We start from the raw sequence: 19,874 nt of genomic DNA on the forward strand, positions 1-19,874 counted from the left end.
GACCAGCCACGGGACGGACGGGACGCATGTGACAGCGCCCCGCCTCATTTCAGGAGCACCCCATGCACGACGAAAACACCCCCGGCAGTCGCAAGCGTCGCTGGGGACTGTTCCACCGCTCCGACCGATCAGCAGCAAGCTGGAGCGAACGAGCCTCTAACGAGGCCTCGTCCGCGCTTGCCCCCGCCCCAGGGGAGGCGGGGGACACGGCCGGGCGCCAGGGGGCGCCCGAGCTGGGGGTGGGAGTGGCCGAGCCCGGTGTCCCGCCCATTGCCGACGCTCCTGACTCCGACGCGCCGCACTCCGAGATGGCTCTCGACGCCGGACCGGCTGCTGAATCGCCCTCCTGGCGTGAGATCGACGCTCCGGTGCTGCCCGCGATGATGAACCGCAAGCGCACCGTCGAGAAGCGCGACCAGGTCAAGAACATCCGCTTCACCCCGACCGCAGTACGCCTCATCAACGCAGCGGCCGAGCAGCGCGGCCAACGCTTCGCCAGCTTCGTCGGCGACGCCGCGCTCGCAGCAGCCCTCGGCACACCGGGGCTCGTCGGCAGTCCGGAGGACGACCCGATGCGTCCACTGGTGGAGGCCGTCGAGGCGCACATCAAGGCGTTGAACCGGATCGGCACCAACCTCAACCAGATCACCGCAGCCATCCACCGGGACACGATCCCCGAGCACGCCCATACCGTCCTGGACAACGTCGATCAGGCAGTGCAGCACAGCTACCGGCTGATGGACGAGATCATGGCGAAGGGCGTCCGCCATGGTGCCTGACGTCTCCACCGGCTCCGACACCCGTGGCCTGATCGCCTACCTCTTCGGCCCAGGCCGACGTGACGAGCACACCGACGCCCACATCGTCGCCGCCTGGGACATGGCCGGCGCCCCCGATCCCGGCCGCGATCCCGAGGCCACTTACACCAGCCTCGCCAAACGCCTCGACCATCATGTCGACCTGCGCGCCCGCGAACTGGGCGACACCAAGCCCGCGCGGCATGTGTGGCACTGCCCAGTACGTACCGCACCCGGTGACCGCTACCTGACCGACACCGAGTGGGCCGATGTCGCCCGCCGGGTGGTGGCCGCCGTCGGCATCGCGCCCAACGGGGACGAGAAGGCATGCCGGTGGATCGCAGTGCGGCACGCGGACGACCATGTCCACGTCCTCGCGACCACGGTGCGCGCCGACGGCCGCCGCCCCCGTACTCACCGTGACGGGCAGCGCGCGCAGCAGGAATGCCGCGAGATCGAAGCCGGGTTCGGGCTGCGCCGCCTCAAGCCTGGCGACATGACCGCCCCCAAGACACCCACTGGCGCTGAACGGGCCAAGGCCGAGCGCCAGGGCCGGGAGGTGACCGCGCGGCAGTGGCTGCGCGAGCAGGCGTACGCGGTCGCCGCTGCCGTGCACAGTACGGAGGACTACTTCACCGTCCTGTCGTCGCTGGGGATCCAGGTCAAAGCTCGCATCGGTCCCGAGACTGGCGAAGTCACCGGCTACAGTCTGGCCGCCCCCGGCGACACGGTGTTCTTCGGCGGCTCCAAACTCGCCCCGGACCTGTCCTACATCCGACTGGCCGAACGCCTCCCCGTGCAGAGCACGCCTGACCACGTCCTTCAGCAGGCGGCGGATCCGGACGAGCCGTGGCGCCGTGCCGAAGCCGCCATCCACGCGGCCCGGACGGTGCTCCACTCGGGTCCCGACGCCAGCGCCCAGGGCCACTTGGACGCCTTCGGAGACACCCTCCACAACCTGGCCCGCGCCACACCGGGCCCGAACCACGCCGAGCTGCAAGCAGCGGCAACGGCGTTCAACCGGGCCCGCCGATCTGCGATACGGGCCGATCGCCAGGCCACGACCGAACTGCGCAAGGCTGCCACGGAACTTGTCTATGCACCCAGCGTTCCAGGCGGAGTCGCCATCGCGCTCGTCTTCGCCGCCGTGCACCTGGCCCGCGCCGCCGCCACGTGGCACGAGCAGCGTGGCCACCAGCAGCAGGCTGCCGCGGCCGAGGAAGCCTTCCGCCACCTGCGAGCGGGGTATCGCCGCGTCGCCGAGCCCGTCCTGGCCGACCTCGCCCGGCGCACCCCGCGACCTGAGACAGTCCAGCGCTTCGAGGCCGCTGTGCGCCAAACTGCTCCCGACCACGCCGACCGCATCCTCACCGACCCCGCCTGGCCTGCCTTGGCCACCACTCTCGCCAAGGCCGAAACCGCCGGTCACAACCCCCGCCAGCTCCTTGCCGACGTGGCCGCCCGCCGAGAACTACACACCGCCGATCGCCCCGCTGAGGTTCTCAACTGGCGCATCACCGCCCAGCCGAACAGGCGCGCACAGGCAGCCCGCACACGAAGTACCCGCCACGCCACACCCACCGCACCGCCCGCGCCCCAACGCGCGTCCACGGCGTTCATCGAACAGACCGAGGACCGCCGCCGACGCCGATAACGAACACAGGGTGCTTCTTCAGCTCTGCCTGGCCGAGGACAGCGTCTGCAACAGCTCGTTCAGGTCACCGGTGTAGGCGATCGTCTCTTCGTCATCATCCGGTGGCTCGAAGCGCGCGAAGAAGTCGTCGAGTGCCTCGGGAGTCACGGTCAGGGCATTGGCATCCTCGCGCTGGTTGCGCTCGGCAAGGCGCCGGAGCAGTTCCTCCCGGTCGGCCGGAAGGTACACCACGAGAGGGAGGCCCCCCGCGCCGCGGGCGGCCTCCCTCCACGCATCGCGTTCCTCACGCCGCCACAGACCATGGTCCAGCACGACGTCATGGCCAGCCGCGATCTCCTTGATGAAGCGTTCCTGGATGGTCTCGACGGCGGGGCGTTGCCGCTCGAAGTAGGTGTGTTCGGCATAGTCCACGCCGTACCGGCCGTGCAGGCGATGTACTTCCTCGTCCACGGACAGCCGGACATATCCATGACGCGCCAGAGCCTGGGCAACTGTGGTTTTGCCGGAGCCGGTCAGGCCGGCCAGGAGTACGGCGAGGGGCACGTGGTCTTCCCTTCCGCGACGAGCGAGCGCGAGCCTCGTCATTGTCTCCGGTCCTGGCCGGTCCGCGTGGGCCGCCAGGTGGTGAAGATGCCGCGTGCCTCGGCGAGCCAGCCGGAGGGCATCCGGTCCAGGCCCACCCGACGGAAGGCGAGCCGCGGATCGCCGATGTTGATCACCCCGCCGTGTCGGCCGACGTGCGACAGCAGGCGGCCGGCCTCCTCGCGCACGGCGGGGGTCTGTTCCTGCCAGGTACCGGAGGAGAAGTGCTGGATGCGGCGGCGGAGGTCGTCCAGGACACCCGAGCGCCACTTGAAGTGGTGAACCGCACAGAGGCGATCCGCATCCGGCTTGTGCCCCGGCGCCCGGTGATTGCCGGAGGCCACCGCGACGTCGTGGCGAGCGAGGACAATATTTCTGGGGTCACCGTGCAGGAGCCGGTGGGTGAGATGGCCGCCGAGGGGATAGGCGCGATCCAGCCCGCCTTGGGTCGTCCAGCCCGTCAGACGTCCGCTCGCGGTGATGCGGTCGAGCATCAGCCCGCCCACGACACGGTGCCCGGACTTCTCGGCCTGAGCGATGACTTCGGTGAGAGGGGCGGGGTACTGCTGGAACTCGTCAGCGTCGGCGAGAAGGTGCCAGCCAGGCCCGGCCTGATGCCGCAAAGCATCCGTGAGCCGAGTGTTGGTGTGTTCGTGCCACGGACCCGAGCTGGTGCCGACAGGGATGATGCCCAGCTCACGGACGGCCGCCTGGAGTCCCTGCCGCTGCGCGTTGGAGACATGATCGGGAAAGTGGAAGGCGATCAGGAATCGCTCGACGCCCAGCCACCTGTAGTGGCGGACCCAAGCGGCGAGCAACGCAGGTTCGACGGGCCCGATGACGGCGATCAGGGCGGGGGATGTGCTCATCATCGTGACTCCTTCGTACGCAGACAGCCGAAGATGCGGGTGAGGAAGTCGGCCTGCTCGGCAGCCGACCCCATCCCCAGCAGGCAGGGCGCCTCCGGGCCGGGCTGCTCGGGCGGCTGCCATACCACGACCCGCAGGGCATCGGCGAGACCGTCCGGATCGCCGGCGGGGAAGGTCAACGCCCAGGGCATACCCCGCAGGCGGGCGGTCAGCTCGGGGTCGTGATCAGAGACAACGAGAGGGACGCCGAGGCGGACCGCGTCCATCACGAGCCCGGACTCCTTGCCCACCCCGAAGTGCCTGGCCACCAAGGCGGCATCAGAGGCGCCGTAGACCAGCCGCAGCACGCTCTCCGGGACGGGCCCGGGAACCGTGTGCAGCGTGAGACGGGGCAGGGCCCGCCACCGCTCCAGCACAGCCTCATCGAGGGGGGCGCCGGTGACCACGAGATGCAGCGGCTCCTTCAGCCGGGACAGAGCGGCGTCGATGGTGCTGATGTCCTTGTACGGCCACCAGCCGCCCACTAGGCACACCACGGATTCAGCGGCGGGGATTCCGAAGGCTGCCCGACCGCCGGCACGCTCGGCGTCGGTGAGGCGGCGGCCGTCGTCGACGGCGAAGGCCCGCACCACTGCGGGCAGGCCGGGAAAAGCGGAGGCGAACTGCTCGCTCACGGCCTTGGTCGGGTACAGGGCGGTCACCTGTTTCTCGCCCCGGCGGGCAAGTCGGCCGAACAGCCGCACAGCGGCATCCTCGACGGTGACCGCTTCGTGGACGAACCGCAGGTGCGGCTGACCGCCGAGGAGGGCTGCGGCCCCGTGCAGGGCCTCGCTCGCCGTGAGGATCACCACCGCGTCGGCGGCGGCAACAAGACGACGAACGGAGCGCAGCGCGGCTGCCTCGGACAGGCAGCGGGCGGTGAGAGTGACCTGGTGCGGTAGCCGCCTCAGGCGGCGGGGCCAGCGCCGTGAACGCAACACACGCCGTCCGACCGCAGACAGCCCGGCCGCCAGCCGCGAGGCAACCGACAGGACGCCCGCCCGGCGCCCGGCCGGTGCGGTCACCAGCCGGGCGCCGGCTTCACGTAGGGCTGTGACGGCCTCGGGGGCGATCCCGTGCGGGGCGATGACCAGGCTGCCGGGCCGGGCCTGGGTCAGCGCCACCAGCGTGCGCTGGTGGTGCCCGCCCCGGCGGTTGGCGTACGGCTCGATCAGCACGAGCGGGCGGCCGGTCATCCGGACACCGCCTGGTCTCCGTGGGCAGCGGTGAACCTTTCCCGCAGCCAGGTGGGATCGTTGAGGCAGTCGAACCGCTTTCCACCGCGAGCTACCTCGTGGGCGAAGGCCACACCCTCACGAGCCCCTGTTGCGGCGAAGGCGGCAAACTCGCCGCCTCGGCTCGTTGTCCATGCCTCGACCCGCCGACGGGCGTTGTCGTCGGCCATGCCGTACTCGCTCCCACGAGCGAGCATCGCGCACTCCCGGAAGCCTGCCTTCCAGGCGTGGAACGGGCTCTGGTTGAAGCGCGTGGTCCCGGCGTTCCGCCCGGCGAACTCGATGCGCCCGGGCAATCCGGCGAGGACGTCCACAGCCTCGCCCATCTCCCGCAGAGCGCTGCGGCGTACGAGTTTGAGACCGCCATAGCCGTAGACCAGGCTGTTGACGGGGTTGACCGCCCGCCACACCCGCATGGACACGTCCTCGTCCATGGGCTCCACAGCGAGGGGATCGAAGTCGGTGTCGATGGCGAAGTCTCCATCGGCGAGGAAGAACTGCTCGCGGTCGACGATCTCGGCGCACAGCCGATAGGCCCGACGCATCCCGTGCACGCCGTGCAGCCGCTTGACCGTCCCGCCGAGGGTGCGTTGCAGACGGCAGTGCAGAGCGTCGGCCATGGGTTCGTCGTAGGACAGCAGGACGGCGTCAAAGAGGGTCATGACAGCGCCTCCAGGTAGCGGGCGGCTACCCGTGACGACGTGAGGTCGGCCGTGGAGGCGTGGGCGCGCTTGGCGTGGACAGCATGGAACTCGTCATCCAGGACCAGCCGTTCCGCCAGGTCGAGTGCCTCGGCGTGGGTGGTGAAGCACAGGTCGGTGTCGATGTGTTCGTCGAACCAGCCCAGCCTGGGGGCGATGACAGGCAGGCCCATGCTCTGGCAGTCGATCACGCTCATCGACCACGGGCAGCCGGGTCGGAACGGGGCGATGCCGAAGCGCGCGCCGGCCAGTAGGTTTTTGTAGCGCATGCGGTCGCCTCGGTCGGACACGACCTGAACGTGCGGCAGGGCGGCGAGTTGATCACGCATGCGCTCCGGGCTGTCGTCCAGTCCTGTGCGCTCCGCCCGACGCGAGCCGAAAAGGTCCATGACGCGCAGCCGCACACTGCCGGAAACCGCCAGGCGCCGGGCGAGATCCACGAACTGCTCGGTGCCGTAATGCGCGTACAGGCGATGGTTGTAGACCCCGATCGCACACGGGCTGGACGCGGGTTTGACGAGAGCCGGGTCCCGGACGAGGCGTTCGTCCCGGGGAGCAGGCACCACACGCAGCTTGTCGCCGAGGTCCACCGTCATGCGGGCGGCAGCGGCAGACACCCAGGACGCTGCGGTGCCGGAGTGGACCAGCACTCGGTCGCAGGCCGCCAGCCCGGCGGCGAACGCCAGCAATACCGGCCTGCCGAGCCCCGCATCATCCAGGGCTGGATCGAGCAGGAGCCCGCCACCATCCGAGAAGGAGAACGGAAGGTAGTGGCAGTACCCGGCCAGCAGCGCGTCCGACCCTGACTCCAGCAAGGCCGTACGGATGGCAGGAGCCTCCTCGATCTGATTGGCCACCACCACGTCTGGCCGCTCCTCACCGACCAGTTCCACCAAATCGTCGAGATCCGACGAGAACCGTGCGCGGTACTTCGTCCTCGGTACCCCGGTCAGGTAGAAGCCACAGCGCCCGTCCCCGACCGGAGCCGGCGCGGCCACGGTCACGCTCGCTCCGGCATCCACCAACGCCGGGGCGAGCAGATCCGCGAAGATCCACCCTGAATCGGCGGACAAGCGGTCAGGATTGGAGATGTTGAGCAGGTACAGCACGCGCATCGGGGTCGCCTTCCTCGTCTGCCCGGACGGATCGATCCGGGACGGTGAGGGAAGGAAAACGGTGACGCGGGCCGTGATGGGATGGTGAACTTGGATCACTCACGGTTCATTCATGCTCACTGACCATCACGCGGGGGCGGGTCTGCCTATGGACGCGCAAGAAGAAGAGATCACCGTCCACCAAGCGGCCGAGGATTTCGCAGCGGAGCTGGCCCGCTGGCGCGAGGTACGCGGCCTGTCCAAACGGGCGCTGGCCCAGGCGATGGGGTTCGACCCGTCCTACGTCAGCCACATGGAATCAGGCCGGCACAAGCCCAGCGAAGACTTCGCACGGCTCGCCGATGAGGCCCTGAACGCCGGGAAGGCGATCTGGCGGCGCTGGGGTGAGTACGAAAGGGCCCGCACACGGAACAACCGCACGCTGCCCTCGGCACCAGAGCCCCGCCCGCCGGAGCAGCCCTATGCCACCGGTTCCGCCCTCGTCGTCGAGCACGACGCGGCCCGCCTTCAGTACGACGGCCGCTCTTACCGACTCACCATGCGCCGTCGACTCCGCAACACCGGCACCGAGCCGGTGACCCGTTACCTGATTCGCATCTCTGTCGACCGCTACCCCGGCGACCCCGAGCGCTCCAACATCCATTACCGGCAGCACCCACTGACCTGGGATGAACTCGCCCTCACCGCCACCTGCCGGGGCGAGGCGATGCGCTGGCAGTCCAAGCACGACCGCGACGCCTTCAAAGAAGTCTGGCTGCTCTTCGACAATGAACAGGGCCGCTTCCCGCTCTACCCCGGCGAGTCCGTGTGGATCGAGTACGCCTACACCGTCAGCGACGAGAAATGGGGCAACTGGTTCCAGCGGGCTGTACGCCTGCCCACCGAACGTCTCGAAGTCCAGCTCGCTTTCCCCGCTGTCCTCGATCCGGTCGTCTGGGGCACCGAGACATCCATGACCGCCGAAACCTCTCCACTCCGCACCCCGCCCGTTCGCAGCGACGATGCTGAACTGCGGACCTTCACATGGATCACGACCACACCGGCCCTACATGCTCGATACCGTCTGGAGTGGCGGTTCCGGGCGGGTCCCGAATGCGGTGGTACACAGCAAAGGGAGTTCAGGTGAACGACGTACAGCCCAGCCAGCAGATGCGCGACCTCGGCGTGGTCCAGCAAGGCGCCGCCATCCTGAACGAGCCGGTCCGCCCCTTCGACCTGCCCGCCGAGCGCGACGAGGCCGAGCGCGTCATCGACGAGCTCTTCGCCGCCATGGCCCGCGTCGGCCAAGTCCACGCCTTCGCCAAGGGCATGGGCATCGCCGCCCCACAGATCGGCATCGCACGCGCCGCCGCCGTCGTACAGCCGCCCGGCGACATCCCTGCCATCACTCTGCTCAACCCACGAATCACCACTCGCTCCGACGAAACAGACGAACAGTACGAAGGTTGCCTGAGCTTCTTCGACGTCCGTGGCCTCGTACCCCGCCCTCTGAAGATCACGGTGGAGTCCATGGCCCTCGCCGGCGAGACAGTCACCACCCTTTACGAACGCGGCATCGCCCGCCTCATCCACCACGAGATCGACCACCTCGACGGCTGGCTGTACACCACCCGGATGCTGCCAGGAGTCAAGCCGATCCCCGTGGAGGAGTACCGACAGACCGGCCGCACCTGGGCATATGACGGTGTCTGACCTACTGGACGCCGCCCATGTATCTCACGCCCGTCAGCGACCACGAGGCGGCCTATGCAGTTAGCCGCCCCTCCTCGGAAGTGAGCCATTTCGGCTCGTTGATCACTTTCCTGAAGTGCCAGCCCATACCTCGGAGTTATTGATTCATTATCAGCCGAAGTATGTACGCAACCGGGGAGGAGACACTGTGGGGCCGACACCCATCGCCATGGCCAGCGCGGACGGTGCCGCCGTGGTATCAGTCAGGACAACAGACGGGTGGAACACGCTTCGACCTGGCGTCATCACACACGTCACAGGCCCAGGGAAAAGTCCTGATGCGGAGGTCGAGGATTCGAATCCTACGCGCGTCGACCTACTGTCCGGGGGCTTCTCTCCCACAGGAACAGCCTATTCCACCGCCCGCCCCCTGAGATAGACCCATACGCGAGCAGGGTCGGCGATCCCAGTGCCTCACCACGTGGGCACCTCCATGCTCGACTACCCGGCCGGGCGTCCGGGTTGCGCTATAACAGGCCACCGTTTGTTGTGAGCTGCCTACCCGTCCGCATACAACGGCACTTCACAGACGCGTGACTGCCCGTATCTCCCGAGCAGTCTCTCCTCATCGCTTCCAACCTGCGCAAAGGCACCTTCACGGAGCACTGCGCGCGTACTGCCGCTAAACCGTTCAGCACCTCCGCAGCCAGCCCATCAGCAAGCCCACGGCGCCGGAACCGTGGAACAGATCCGGTCATGTTGCCCAGAGCTAGTTGTTGCGGCCCTGGTCGACCCTCATTCTGGAACGTTCGTCAGCGGCCGAGAGGAGAACGGTGAAGCACCCGCGACGCCACGCGAGTGACCCCGACGTCATCGGGCAAACAGCAGGGTTGGTCAACTTCCTGCGCGACATGGTCCACAGCAGCCACCAGCGACAGCGTGACGACCGCAGCCGTGAGCACCTCTGGCTGGCCAAGCTGCCTGAACCCGTACGCAAACTGGCACCGCCCCCTGATGGCGTGCTGCTGACGCTCGACCACGTGCCACAAAGTGCGCCGCCGGACCTGCCCGACTCGCTCGACGGCTGGGTCGAGCCGACGCACTGCCTTAACCCCGACGGTGGTGACCCGCCTCTTGCAGAGGAGGGGCCGGGGGCCGAGTTGGTCCGCGTCGCAGACGCGAAGGAGCCGCTGGCTGATGAAGGCACCATGCGCCGAGAAGAGGCCGGTGACGTGCTGCGGGCCTACGGAGCCTGGCTGGATCGCTGGCGCCGGTGGGCAGCGCGGGAGCGCAGCGAACGACCGCTTCGTGAGCTCTACGATCGGATGTACGCGTGGCACCAGAAGCTGGCCCGGGAGGACGACCAGACGGAGCTCGTCCTCGGCGTTGGTCTTCTGACCTGGCTCGGCCCGGACGGGGACGTGGTGCACCGCCATCTGTTCACCCAACGGGTGGAGACATCGATCGACCGACGCACAGCGCAACTGACGGTCAGGCTGTCGTCGGAGAGCGCCCTGCGTCTCGAAGACCAGGACTTCCTGGACAGCGACGACGGATGGGTACGTGAGCGCGGTGCTGCTCTCTCGGAAGAGATCACAACTCGTGGTGTTGAACCGCTCGGGCCCGAGGCGCTGGAGCAGTTGGCGCAGTGGCAGGAGCGGGCGACCACTCGCCCCATGGGCTTCAGCGCGGCGTGGGAACCACCCCGCGCGCCTGAACCGGGGGCACGCCTCACCTACGCACCCGCCCTGGTCATGCGCCCACGCAATCTCAACTCTCTGCTCCGGTTCTACGACCAAATCGCGGAGGCGGTGGCCTCTGAGGGCCGTGCACCGCTCGGCCTAGCCCAGATGGCCATGACGGTTGAGACCGCCGACCGTTCTGCCTGGGACGGGGCCCAGAAGGCACCGCTCTTCGGCGACGATCCCCTCTTCCCGGGCAAGACGAACGCTCAGCAGCGCAGTGTGCTGGGGCGCCTGGAGCACGACACCGGTGTGGTGGTCCAGGGGCCGCCAGGGACGGGTAAGACCCACACGATCGCCAACCTTGTCTCTGCGCTGCTCGCACAAGGCCAGCGGGTACTCGTCACCAGCGCCCGCGACCAGCCCCTCACCGTGCTGCGGGACAAGCTTCCGTCACCTGTACGGGACTTGTGCGTCCTGCTGCTCAGCTCCACCCGCCGCGATGGCGAGGACGAGTTGGAACGCACCATCAACGCACTCACCGACCAGGTGGCCACCAGCGATCCCGACGAACTGCGCGCCGAGATCCGCCGCCTCACAGGCGAACGGGATGAGGTGCGGGGACGGATCGAAACGCTCACGGAGAAGGTGATCTCGCTCCGGGAAGCCGAGTACCGGCATCGGAGCGTGGCACCGGGATACGCAGGAACGCTCGCCGAGATTGTCGAGCGGGTCCATGCCGGTGCCGAGGAGTTCGGATGGATCGGCCGTGTTCCCGACACCGCCGAGGACGTCCCTCCGCTGACCTCCGAGCAGGCTCACGAACTGCTCCTCCTGCTGCGTGACGGCGCGGGCGAACCGCGTGTCGGCGGTCCGCTTCCCGTTCTCCACGACCTTCCTTCGCCCCGGCAGACCGCGGACATTTTCGCAGCCAGTCGCCTCAGCGACGAGGGCTTGTCTCCGGAGGCTGTCGAGATCCGGAACGCACTCGCGCACCTCGACGCGTCTGTGACCTCCGAATTGGACTCCCTGCTCGATGCCTGCGGGACTGCCCTTCATCATCTCGGGATGCATGCCGACGCCACGCGCTGGGACCCTGGTTCCTGGATAACCCGGGCTCTGACGGACCGACTCTCCCGTTCCGACCTCGGACTGTGGCGACGCGTATCAGCCGTCACGGACGACATCGATGCAGTCGCGCGGGATGTGGATGCGCTGGGTCTGCGTTTGGTGAAGGTCCCCGAGAACCTGATTGCCCAGAAGGTAGCTCGCCTCGCAACCGTCGGCAGCGCGCTCCGGGACCACCTGGCCACGGGGAAGACCCTACGGTCTCGGTTCCCCAGCAAAGCGCAGAAGAATGCGCGGGAACTGCTGGACTCTTGCACCGTCGACGGCCGTTCGCCGCAAACGGCCGAGGATTTGGATGCCGTGCTGACGCACCTGCGGGCGTATTCCGCGCTCGCCGGGGCGGCCACGCGCTGGAAGCAGGTGAACGCCGACCTCCCGCAGGGGGACGTGGAAGTTCTGCTGGCCGAACTCACTGCACGGGCCGTGCACCTTGAGCATGTACAGGCATTCGGCTCGGCCAGGGACAGCATCGACGCTCTTCTCGTACGTCACGGTGTACGGCTGACGCTCGCCTCCTGCCAGGCATGGCAGGACTTCAACGTCGGTGTCGCCGCGCTCCGTGACCGCCGGGCCGCCGACGAGGCGGTCGAGCAGCTGGCCGCGTGGGACGAACTCCTGCACACCCCGACCAGTGGCACACAGCTTGCTGCGGAGTCCACGGCCTTGCTACGGGCTCTCCGCGATCAGGACGTGGAGGCTTATTCCGAGGCTCTGGAGGCATTGGCCGCTGCGCACCGGCAGGAACACCGCACACATCGATGCACCGAGTTGCTGGGCGCTCTGCGCACCGAACACTCCCTGCTCGCAGGCCGCCTCGTCGACAGCGCAGATGATCCCGACTGGGAGGAACGGCTCGACTCCCTGGAGCGGGCCTGGGCGTGGGCGAAGGCGTCGCGGTTCCTGGAGAGGCAGCGCACGCCTGGTTTGGAGCGCAAGCTCGAAGGGGACCTGAGCGAGCACGAAGACCGGCTGGAGAAGGTAACCGGTGAACTTGCTGCGGCCTGGGGTCGGTTGCACTGCCTGGAGCGGATGACGCAAGAGCAGCGCTCGGCGCTCCAGGCGTACCGGACGCACATGGCGTCCCTCGGTAAGGGCAAGGGGAAGAACACGGGCCTCTTCCGAGCCGCGGCACGCGATGCGATGTCCGTGGCCCAAGACGCGGTGCCTGCGTGGGTCATGCCCATCCCACAAGTCGCGGAGATGGTCCAACCAAGGCGGGACGCCTTCGACGTCGTCATCGTGGACGAGGCAAGTCAGGCGGGCATGGACGCGCTGTTCCTACTGTGGCTCGCTCCCCGCGTGATCGTCGTCGGCGACGACAAGCAATGTGCGCCCGCCCTTACGCGCAACGGCCGTCACCAAGCCATCCGGGACAAGCTGGCCGCCCATCTACCGGAGATGCCCAGTCGGCTGCGGCAGCTCTACACGCCGCACACCAACCTGTACCAGTTGCTTTCCACCTTCTTTTCGCAGGTGATCCGCCTCGAAGAGCACTTCCGCTGTGTGCCCGAGATCATCAACTGGTCTTCCAGCACCTTCTACAACAACAAGCTCATGCCCCTGCGCCAGTACGGCGCCGAGCGGCTGGACCCGTTGCGTACCCACTTCGTCGAGGACGCCATCGTCGTGGGCCGCGAGAGCCGTATCCACAATCCCAAGGAGGCCGAGGCGATCGTCGACTGCCTGGCTCGCCTCGCTGAGGATCCGGCCTATCAGGACAAGACCATGGGTGTGATCGTCCTCCAGGGCTTCGGGCAGATCAAGCTCCTGGAGACTCTCATCGAGCAGCGACTGCCGGCCACCGTGCGCGAGCAGCACGAGATTCGCGTAGGCAATGCGGCCTCGTTCCAGGGCGACGAACGCCACATCATTCTGCTGTCCATGGTCGTGACGAACCCACCGCGTGTAGCGGGCGGGAACAAGAGCGAACAGCAGGCGTACAACGTCGCCGCCAGCCGCGCTCAGGATCAGATGTGGCTCTTCTACTCTGTTCCGCCAGACCGTCTCAGGCCGCATGACCTACGACTCAACCTCCTGACGTACGTGGAGAACCCACCTGCCGCCTTGGAGGCCGCCGACGACATCGGACTGGTGCTGCCGGACGTCCGTAGGGCTCCCTTCGACTCGCTTTTCGAGCAGCAGGTGTATCTGAAGATCAAGGAGCGGGGCTACCACGTGATCCCGCAGTTCCCGGCTGGCAGCAAGCGCATCGACCTGGTGGTCGTTGGGGCTCGCGGCCGTCTCGCCGTCGAGTGCGACGGTGATGCCTTCCACCACGCCACGCGAGAGCAGATCGAAAACGACCAGCGGCGGGGCCGCGAACTCAAGCGCGTGGGATGGAAGTTCTGGAGGGTACGGGAGAGCGAATTCCGCTTCGATCCTCGCGCAGCGCTCGATGGCCTGTGGGAGGAACTCGACCGCCAGGGGATCGGTCCCGCCAACTACACGCAGTTCCCTACAGCCGACCGGCCGGCCGACGCTCACGCCGAGTGGAAGCCGCTCGACCTCTCCTCGGACGACGGGCTCACCGATGACGAGGATGCCGGGGACGAACAGGCCGACGACGACACCGCGAAGGACGCCGCATGAAACAGGAGACTGTTCTGGGCCCGCTCGACGGCAACACCTTGAAGGAACTGGCTCGCGTTATCTGCGGCGACGATCACCTCTACTACCGCAGGGGTTTCGAGATCGCCCAGTTCCTGGAGAATGCGGGATGGCACAACCTTCCCGAGTACGACGGCGAGTACCGGGGCGAGTGGACACTCCAACTACTCATGGAACGTCGCGAAAACCCTACCGAGCTGGAGAAGGTGCTTCTCAGACTCGCAGACCCTCGCGAGTACCTCGGAGAACCCGAGGTACTGCCGACCATCGTGAGTGCGGTCAACACCTTCCTTGTCCACGAAGGCTTCCGTTTGGAAAACCCCGGAGGCCGACCCAGGGTTGTCGTCTGCGACCCAGCCATGGCGCACCCGGGCCATCAGGCCCCGGTCGAGCTCAAGGCAACCATGGCCGAGATCATCGGTGAGCCGCGGATGGCCGCGCTGCTTCAGCGCCGTCTGGACGAAGCGCGCACCTGCTTTTCCGAGGGCGCTCACGTCGCAGCCATCATCATGTTGGGCAGTCTCCTTGAAGGCGTCCTGCTTACAGTGATCGAGGAGCGCAACGCCTCCCTGCTGAAAAACAAGGATCCGAATTTCATCGGTCTCAAGGCGCTCATCGACATCTGTCACCAGGCGGGCTGGATCGACGTCGACATGGAACGCTTCAGCCAGGCCGTTTGCAAGTACCGCAATTTCGTTCACCCACGGCGTGAGTTCCGCGAGGCGCACACTCCTGACCGCGACACCCTCACCGTGTCCTGGTACGTCGTGAACGGTGCCCTCAACGATCTCGCGGCCAGCCAGCCCGACGCCGACGCGTAGGCCAGCGCGGATGAAAGCCGCGGCGTGGCTGCCGGGCCACGGCGCTCAGACCAGGCACGTCTGATCACGAGGGGGTGCAGGTTGAAGATCACGGCAGAAGTACTGAGAGACCTTGCGAAGGCGTCGAACGTCTCAGTCCACTCGAACCGGGAGCTGGCCGGAGATGTGAGCGCAGCAGCGGCGGACGACGACGCGCAAAGAGAGGAAAAGGAGCTTGATCGACTTCGCCGGAAGCCTGGATTGCGCCCCACACCGGCAGAGGATCTCGCGCAACTCACGCCCTGGGATGTGCTGCACTCCTTTGGACGGGCCGTCACCCTGGCCCGACGCGGAGCGGGACGCGGCCTCGCCGAACACTGGGGCTGCCTGAAGTACAACCAGGCTCTGACCGGGGATTCGGGCTCCTTCATGGCGCTGTCCACCGAGGGCAAGGAGACCGCGGACTACTACAAGGCGCTCCAGTCGGCAGAACTCGGCACCGGATTCGCCCTGGCTCTCGTTACACGGCTCCTGAGCAAGCGCTACCCCGACCGCTTCGTCTCGATCGTGCCAGCTGACACAACTCTGCGCGCAGGGTGGGCCCTGACCAGCAGGGACTCCGGCCCAAAGACGGGATACCGATACCGACCGCAGTTCTTCGCCGAGGTATGGAGGCCCGGCGAGCCCTCTCGTGTCTTTCCGATCGCGTGCAAGGGCAACCACAGTGGGCTCTCCGCCTCACATACCCAGCTCGCCTCGGCCTCCGCCCACGTCGAGGCAGTGCACATCGGAGCGTGGGACGAGACACCATGTCTGGTGTTCAGCACCGAGCTCCCACTCGACGGCCCTCTGACGGTCCACACACTGCAGGCGGGCGGAGAAGGAGGTTGGCTGGATGCTCCAGGCCGCGTCCTTGATCACGCGCTGGAGGACGAGAACGTCTATCCCGGCATCCAGCCACCCGCGCAAGGCGAAAAACACGCTGAGCCCGAACCTGGCTTTCACGTGAGTCCCGCCCTCTACGGGTGGTTCCAACATGCGCTCGCCCGCACAGCCGCAGCCGGTGCTACCGCTTTCGCCGGAGACGCAAGGGCGACCGCCCCTTACCTGACGAAACGACAAGGACAACGACACTTCGCAGGCATTACCCACGCGGCAACAGACAGCGTCCAGGACGCACGGCACCGCTTCTTCGGTACCGACTTCGTCGGCACAGACCACGTCTTCCGGCTTAACAGGAAGCGGGTGGAGGCGTTCTCTGGAGTGGCGAAGGACCTCTTCCGCCATCTTGAGGAGGGCAGGGTGGAGCAATACCGTCGCGAAATCTACGCGCGCCGGTCCAGCTGGCAACGCAACACCTGGGCCCCGCGCTGGAACGGCCCAGTCTCCATACATCCTGACGGTTCCGTGCTGGCTATGCGCGCACTACGCGATTAGCCACACCGCACGTATGCGCAGGCGGTGCTCGGTCCTGTCGTGGGCGCAACCCGGCTTGGACTCCATGCGGTCGGATCGGCGCCCGCACGGAACGGATTCAGCACACATGAGGCCGAGAAGCCCCGCGAACACGTGAGAACCACGGAGGGGTATCTTCCCAGGCCAGATGCCTCATGGCTGCCGTTTCCGCAGGTCACAGCCCCACCCAAGGAAATCTCCTAACCTCGCGCTTTCACGTGGCAGGGCGTCCGGTGGTTGATCAGAAACGCGAAGAGTGCTCCTGACCTGCAACGATGGGACTTGTCTAGGGTCCAGGTCGTCGCAGGAAAGAAGCACTCTCCAGGTGAAGAAGCGTATCGGGTCCTACCCGCGTGTCCGTACTGAAGGCGGTGGTCGCGGGGTGGTCTCCCAGGCCGGCGGGGTGCTGCTGGTGGAGACGATCCGCAAAATCGGTCTGGATCAGGCGATATCGGCGGCATTGACGCCGTGGCGCAAGCCGCGGACGATGCATGATCCGGGCAAGGTCCTGCTGGACGTGGCGCTCGCGGTCGCACTGGGCGGTGACTGCCTGGCAGACGTGGGCATGCTGCGGGCCGATTCCGCGGTGTTCGGGCCGGTGGCCTCCGATCCGACGGTGTCCCGGCTGATCGACACGCTGGCTGCGAGTGGGAAGCGCGCGCTGACCGCACTGCGGCAGGCCCGCGCTCAGGTCCGCGAATATGTATGGGGGTTGGCCGGTGACGCGGCGCCGGACTCGGCCGGGCAGGTGATCGTGGACCTGGAGGGGGTGCTCGTTCTCGCGCATTCCGAGAAGCAGGATGCGGCCGCGACCTGGAAGAAGACCTTCGGGCACCATCCGCTGATGGGGTTCGTCGACCACGGACGGGGCGGGTCCGGGGAGCCGGTGGTCGGACTGCTGCGGCCCGGGAACGCGGGCAGCAACACCGCCGCAGACCACGTCGAAGCCGCCCGACTCGCCCTGAAGCAGCTGCCGAAGAAGTACCGACGGGGACGGCAGACGCTGATCCGCACCGACTCGGGCGGGGGCACCCACGAGTTCGTCGACTGGCTTTCCGCCCGCGGCCGGTGGTTGTCCTACTCGGTCGGCATGACCATCACCGACGCTATGCACGCCGCTGTTCTGAAGGTTCCCGCATCGGCCTGGACGCCGGCCGTCGAGCCCGACGGAGAGATCCGCGACGGCGCTTGGGTGGCCGAGCTAGACGGCGACTGCCTCAAGGGCTGGCCCACGGGCATCCGGCTGATCGTGCGGAAGGAACGGCCGCACCCCGGCGCCCAGTTGCGCTTCACCGACGCCGACGGCATGCGCTTGACCTGCTTCGCCACCAACACCAAGAACGCTCCGATCGCCGCGCTGGAGCTGCGGCACCGCCAGCGTGCCCGGGCCGAGGACCGCATTCGCGCTGCCCGCGCCACCGGCCTGCGCAACCTCCCGCTCCACGACGCCGCACAGAACCAGATCTGGCTGGAGATCGTCCAGATCGCTCTGGACCTCCTGGCCTGGATGCCCCTGCTCGCCCTCACCGGCCAGGCCCGCCGGTGGGAGCCTCGCCGCCTGCGGCTGCGGCTGTTCTCCGCGGCCGCTCAGCTCGTCACTACCGGGCGCCGCCGCATCCTCCGCTTCGCCAGGCACTGGCCCTGGGCCGACGTGATCACCGACGCCCTGCAACGGCTCACGGCTCTGCCAAACCCTGGCTGACCAGCAACCTCCCGTCCCTACGAGCAGCACCACACCCGACCGGAGCGTGGAACCCGGCGCCCACCCGACGCGACAGCCGGGCCGTCAGCCTGCATACCGGCAGGAATCTCCGCCCCGAACGAGCCGAAAGGGTCCGCCAGCAAGCTGACGGACCCTCATGCAAGATCGAGGCTAGTTGCAATACCAGTGACTTAAGGTTTGTCCCGGCTTCGTGGGGTCTTGGTGGGTGGGTTGATCGGGGCGGTGCGCCAGTGTGGGGCGATGGCCACGGCTTCTGCGGGGCTCCGGTCGGGCTGGGGCGGGTGGCGGTGTTCGTCGCGTTTGACACCGAAGCCGGACATCTTGCGTTTCATGACGCGGGGGTTGAAGCGTCTGCGGCGCGCGGGCAGCAGGTGCCGGGCTATCTCCCGTAACCCCTCGGCGAGAGCGGTGGCGAGGTGGTCAGGGGGAAAAAGCCGCCTGCGCGGTGACCTGTCGGCGCGCGAGGCGGATGGTGCGGGTGAAGGAGAGCCGGTCGGAGTCGAGTTGGTCCTGCCCGGCGGTGTCGTGCATCAGGCTGCGGATTGCGTAATGGACCAGCAGATGGCCCCAGACCTCCTGCTCCACACCGTCGGGCGAGCGGGACCGCAGGACCTGGGCCGGGCCGCGCTGATGCGTCTTGAGCTCATCCAGCGCAGTCTCGATCTCCCATCGCTGGTGATACAAGGCGGCCAGGCCGGTGGCGGGGGCGGCCTCGGGGTCAAGGATGGTGGTGATCAGCCGGTAGGGGGAGTCCTGTTCGGGGAAACCGGCGCCTTGCAGGGTGTACTCGATGACCCGCACTCTCGAGGGGTCAGTGCGCTTTCGGTGGTCCTTCGCGGCGACGATCTGCGATAGGTAGGAGCCGTCGGGAAGCTCTTCGTGCACCGGCAGGACCTGATGCGAGCGGATGCGCCACAGCAGGTCCGCGCCGCCGGCTGAGGCTGCCCGCCATAGCTCCAGGCCCTTGAATCCGCGGTCGGCCAGCAGTAGATCCCCCTCACCCAGATGCCCGAACAGGCTGCGGGCCAGGGCCGGTTCGGATGATGCCAGCGGCCCCAGGGCGGCGGCGGTGATGGCGTGCGTGCCGCACTCGGCCAGCGCCACCATCCGCACCTGCGGATACGCGCACCGCTCGGTGCGATGGGTCTTCGGCCGTCCGAAGTACGCGGCGTTCTCCTCACTGTCCGGCACGTCGAAGACGGTGCCGTCGATCGCGACCAGCCGCCACCGGCCATAGAAGGCGCCTCGGGTCTCCTCGGTTGCCAGTGGCCCGGCCACCCGCGCGAACAAAGCTCGCAGCGGCTCCGGTCCGAGCTTGGCCCGGGCCCGCGAGATCGCCGCAGTGGTGGGCACCTGCCACGAGCCCGACCAGCGTCTCGCCCACGCCAGCCCCTGCGTGAGCAGCCGAGCAACCTCCTCATACCCCTGCCCGGAGAACAGGCACATCGCCAGCACGAAGTAGACCACCACCCGCGGCGGCAGCAGCCGGCTACGCCTCCCCTCACGACCACACTCGGCCACCACCCGATCCACCAGCTCCGGTGGAAACGTACGCGTCAGCAGCCCGACCGCGATCCGGTCCGACAACCGCTCGTCCGTATCCGGCTTGACCTGCCCCGCCCGCGGCATCCAGACACCTCCCAGACGCCGACCCTACCAGCCACCACCCTTAAGTCACTGGTATTGAGGCTAAGAAGCCGTTGTCTTTCCGGTTCTGAGCGTTGAGTTTCCGGTGCTCGGGCATGGTTTCGGTGTCGTCGCGGGAGAGTTCGGGCGCTCAGTTCGTTCTCGATGATGCGGAGTGACCGCTGCCATC

The 19,874-nt window shown here is 67.6% G+C and carries 14 protein-coding genes; 8 read left to right on the forward strand and 6 right to left on the reverse strand.

All coding sequences use genetic code 11. The features are described from left to right. Positions 1-62: 62 nt before the first annotated feature. Together ABD339_RS18620 and ABD339_RS18625 are read left to right on the forward strand one after the other, a co-directional pair. Positions 63-779 carry a hypothetical protein gene (locus ABD339_RS18620; RefSeq protein WP_344567434.1) on the forward strand — a complete coding sequence of 239 codons (717 nt, stop codon included), beginning with the start codon at positions 63-65 and terminating at the stop codon, positions 777-779. Continuing rightward, positions 769-2,451 carry a relaxase/mobilization nuclease domain-containing protein gene (locus ABD339_RS18625; protein ID WP_344567436.1) on the forward strand — a complete coding sequence of 561 codons (1,683 nt, stop codon included), beginning with the start codon at positions 769-771 and terminating at the stop codon, positions 2,449-2,451. The genes ABD339_RS18620 and ABD339_RS18625 overlap by 11 nt, the downstream gene beginning before the upstream one ends. 18 nt (positions 2,452-2,469) lie before the next feature. On the opposite strand, the gene ABD339_RS18630 is transcribed toward ABD339_RS18625, so the two are convergent. The 5 genes from ABD339_RS18630 to ABD339_RS18650 are packed head-to-tail and all read right to left on the reverse strand — an operon-like array spanning position 2,470 to position 6,992. After that, positions 2,470-2,994, reverse strand: coding sequence for a P-loop nucleotide/nucleoside kinase family protein (locus tag ABD339_RS18630; RefSeq protein WP_344567438.1), 525 nt, complete (start codon positions 2,992-2,994; stop codon positions 2,470-2,472). A gap of 38 nt (positions 2,995-3,032) precedes the next feature. Next, on the reverse strand, positions 3,033-3,905 hold the full coding sequence (locus tag ABD339_RS18635; protein WP_344567440.1) for a glycosyltransferase family 2 protein: 873 nt from the start codon (positions 3,903-3,905) through the stop codon (positions 3,033-3,035). After that, on the reverse strand, positions 3,902-5,137 hold the full coding sequence (locus ABD339_RS18640) for a glycosyltransferase (protein ID WP_344567442.1): 1,236 nt from the start codon (positions 5,135-5,137) through the stop codon (positions 3,902-3,904). Before ABD339_RS18640 ends, ABD339_RS18635 begins: the two co-directional genes overlap by 4 nt. Then, positions 5,134-5,838, reverse strand: a complete 705-nt coding sequence (locus ABD339_RS18645) for a hypothetical protein (RefSeq protein ID WP_344567444.1) — start codon at positions 5,836-5,838, stop codon at positions 5,134-5,136. Before ABD339_RS18645 ends, ABD339_RS18640 begins: the two co-directional genes overlap by 4 nt. Continuing rightward, positions 5,835-6,992, reverse strand: a complete 1,158-nt coding sequence (locus ABD339_RS18650; RefSeq protein ID WP_344567446.1) for a glycosyltransferase family protein — start codon at positions 6,990-6,992, stop codon at positions 5,835-5,837. Before ABD339_RS18650 ends, ABD339_RS18645 begins: the two co-directional genes overlap by 4 nt. A gap of 112 nt (positions 6,993-7,104) precedes the next feature. Here ABD339_RS18650 and ABD339_RS18655 point away from each other — a divergent pair, with 112 nt between their 5' ends. The 6 genes from ABD339_RS18655 to ABD339_RS18680 all read left to right on the forward strand — a co-directional run bounded on the left by ABD339_RS18655 (position 7,105) and on the right by ABD339_RS18680 (position 18,037). Beyond that, entirely contained in the window at positions 7,105-8,118 is a 1,014-nt protein-coding gene (locus ABD339_RS18655) for a helix-turn-helix domain-containing protein (RefSeq protein ID WP_344567448.1), read from the forward strand. After that, the gene (locus tag ABD339_RS18660; protein WP_344567450.1) at positions 8,115-8,684 is read left to right on the forward strand and encodes a peptide deformylase; all 570 of its coding nucleotides are present in this window, start codon (positions 8,115-8,117) and stop codon (positions 8,682-8,684) included. Before ABD339_RS18655 ends, ABD339_RS18660 begins: the two co-directional genes overlap by 4 nt. An 812-nt stretch (positions 8,685-9,496) precedes the next feature. Next, entirely contained in the window at positions 9,497-14,062 is a 4,566-nt protein-coding gene (locus tag ABD339_RS18665; protein ID WP_344567452.1) for an AAA domain-containing protein, read from the forward strand. Further along, positions 14,059-14,901, forward strand: coding sequence for a hypothetical protein (locus ABD339_RS18670; RefSeq protein ID WP_344567454.1), 843 nt, complete (start codon positions 14,059-14,061; stop codon positions 14,899-14,901). The genes ABD339_RS18665 and ABD339_RS18670 overlap by 4 nt, the downstream gene beginning before the upstream one ends. Before the next feature lie 81 nt (positions 14,902-14,982). After that, positions 14,983-16,317 (forward strand): hypothetical protein, encoded by a 1,335-nt coding sequence (locus ABD339_RS18675; RefSeq protein ID WP_344567456.1) that lies wholly within the window; start codon positions 14,983-14,985, stop codon positions 16,315-16,317. Between the two features lie 343 nt (positions 16,318-16,660). After that, complete coding sequence (locus ABD339_RS18680; protein ID WP_344567458.1) at positions 16,661-18,037, forward strand: IS1380 family transposase; 1,377 nt, start codon at positions 16,661-16,663, stop codon at positions 18,035-18,037. A gap of 441 nt (positions 18,038-18,478) precedes the next feature. On the opposite strand, the gene ABD339_RS18685 is transcribed toward ABD339_RS18680, so the two are convergent. Then, positions 18,479-19,687, reverse strand: coding sequence for an IS4 family transposase (locus ABD339_RS18685; RefSeq protein WP_344567460.1), 1,209 nt, complete (start codon positions 19,685-19,687; stop codon positions 18,479-18,481). Positions 19,688-19,874 lie beyond the last annotated feature (187 nt).

Source organism: Streptomyces axinellae, from assembly GCF_039532135.1.
Taxonomy (GTDB): Bacteria; Actinomycetota; Actinomycetes; order Streptomycetales; family Streptomycetaceae; genus Streptomyces; species Streptomyces axinellae.

Coding starts and splice junctions, on each gene's coding strand:
- ABD339_RS18640 (WP_344567442.1), bottom strand. CDS start 5,137: ATGACCGGCCGCCCGCTCGTGCTGATCGAGCCGTACGCCAACCGCCGG.
- ABD339_RS18635 (WP_344567440.1), bottom strand. CDS start 3,905: ATGATGAGCACATCCCCCGCCCTGATCGCCGTCATCGGGCCCGTCGAA.
- ABD339_RS18625 (WP_344567436.1), top strand. CDS start 769: ATGGTGCCTGACGTCTCCACCGGCTCCGACACCCGTGGCCTGATCGCC.
- ABD339_RS18670 (WP_344567454.1), top strand. CDS start 14,059: ATGAAACAGGAGACTGTTCTGGGCCCGCTCGACGGCAACACCTTGAAG.
- ABD339_RS18655 (WP_344567448.1), top strand. CDS start 7,105: ATGCTCACTGACCATCACGCGGGGGCGGGTCTGCCTATGGACGCGCAA.
- ABD339_RS18645 (WP_344567444.1), bottom strand. CDS start 5,838: ATGACCCTCTTTGACGCCGTCCTGCTGTCCTACGACGAACCCATGGCC.
- ABD339_RS18620 (WP_344567434.1), top strand. CDS start 63: ATGCACGACGAAAACACCCCCGGCAGTCGCAAGCGTCGCTGGGGACTG.
- ABD339_RS18650 (WP_344567446.1), bottom strand. CDS start 6,992: ATGCGCGTGCTGTACCTGCTCAACATCTCCAATCCTGACCGCTTGTCC.
- ABD339_RS18685 (WP_344567460.1), bottom strand. CDS start 19,687: ATGCCGCGGGCGGGGCAGGTCAAGCCGGATACGGACGAGCGGTTGTCG.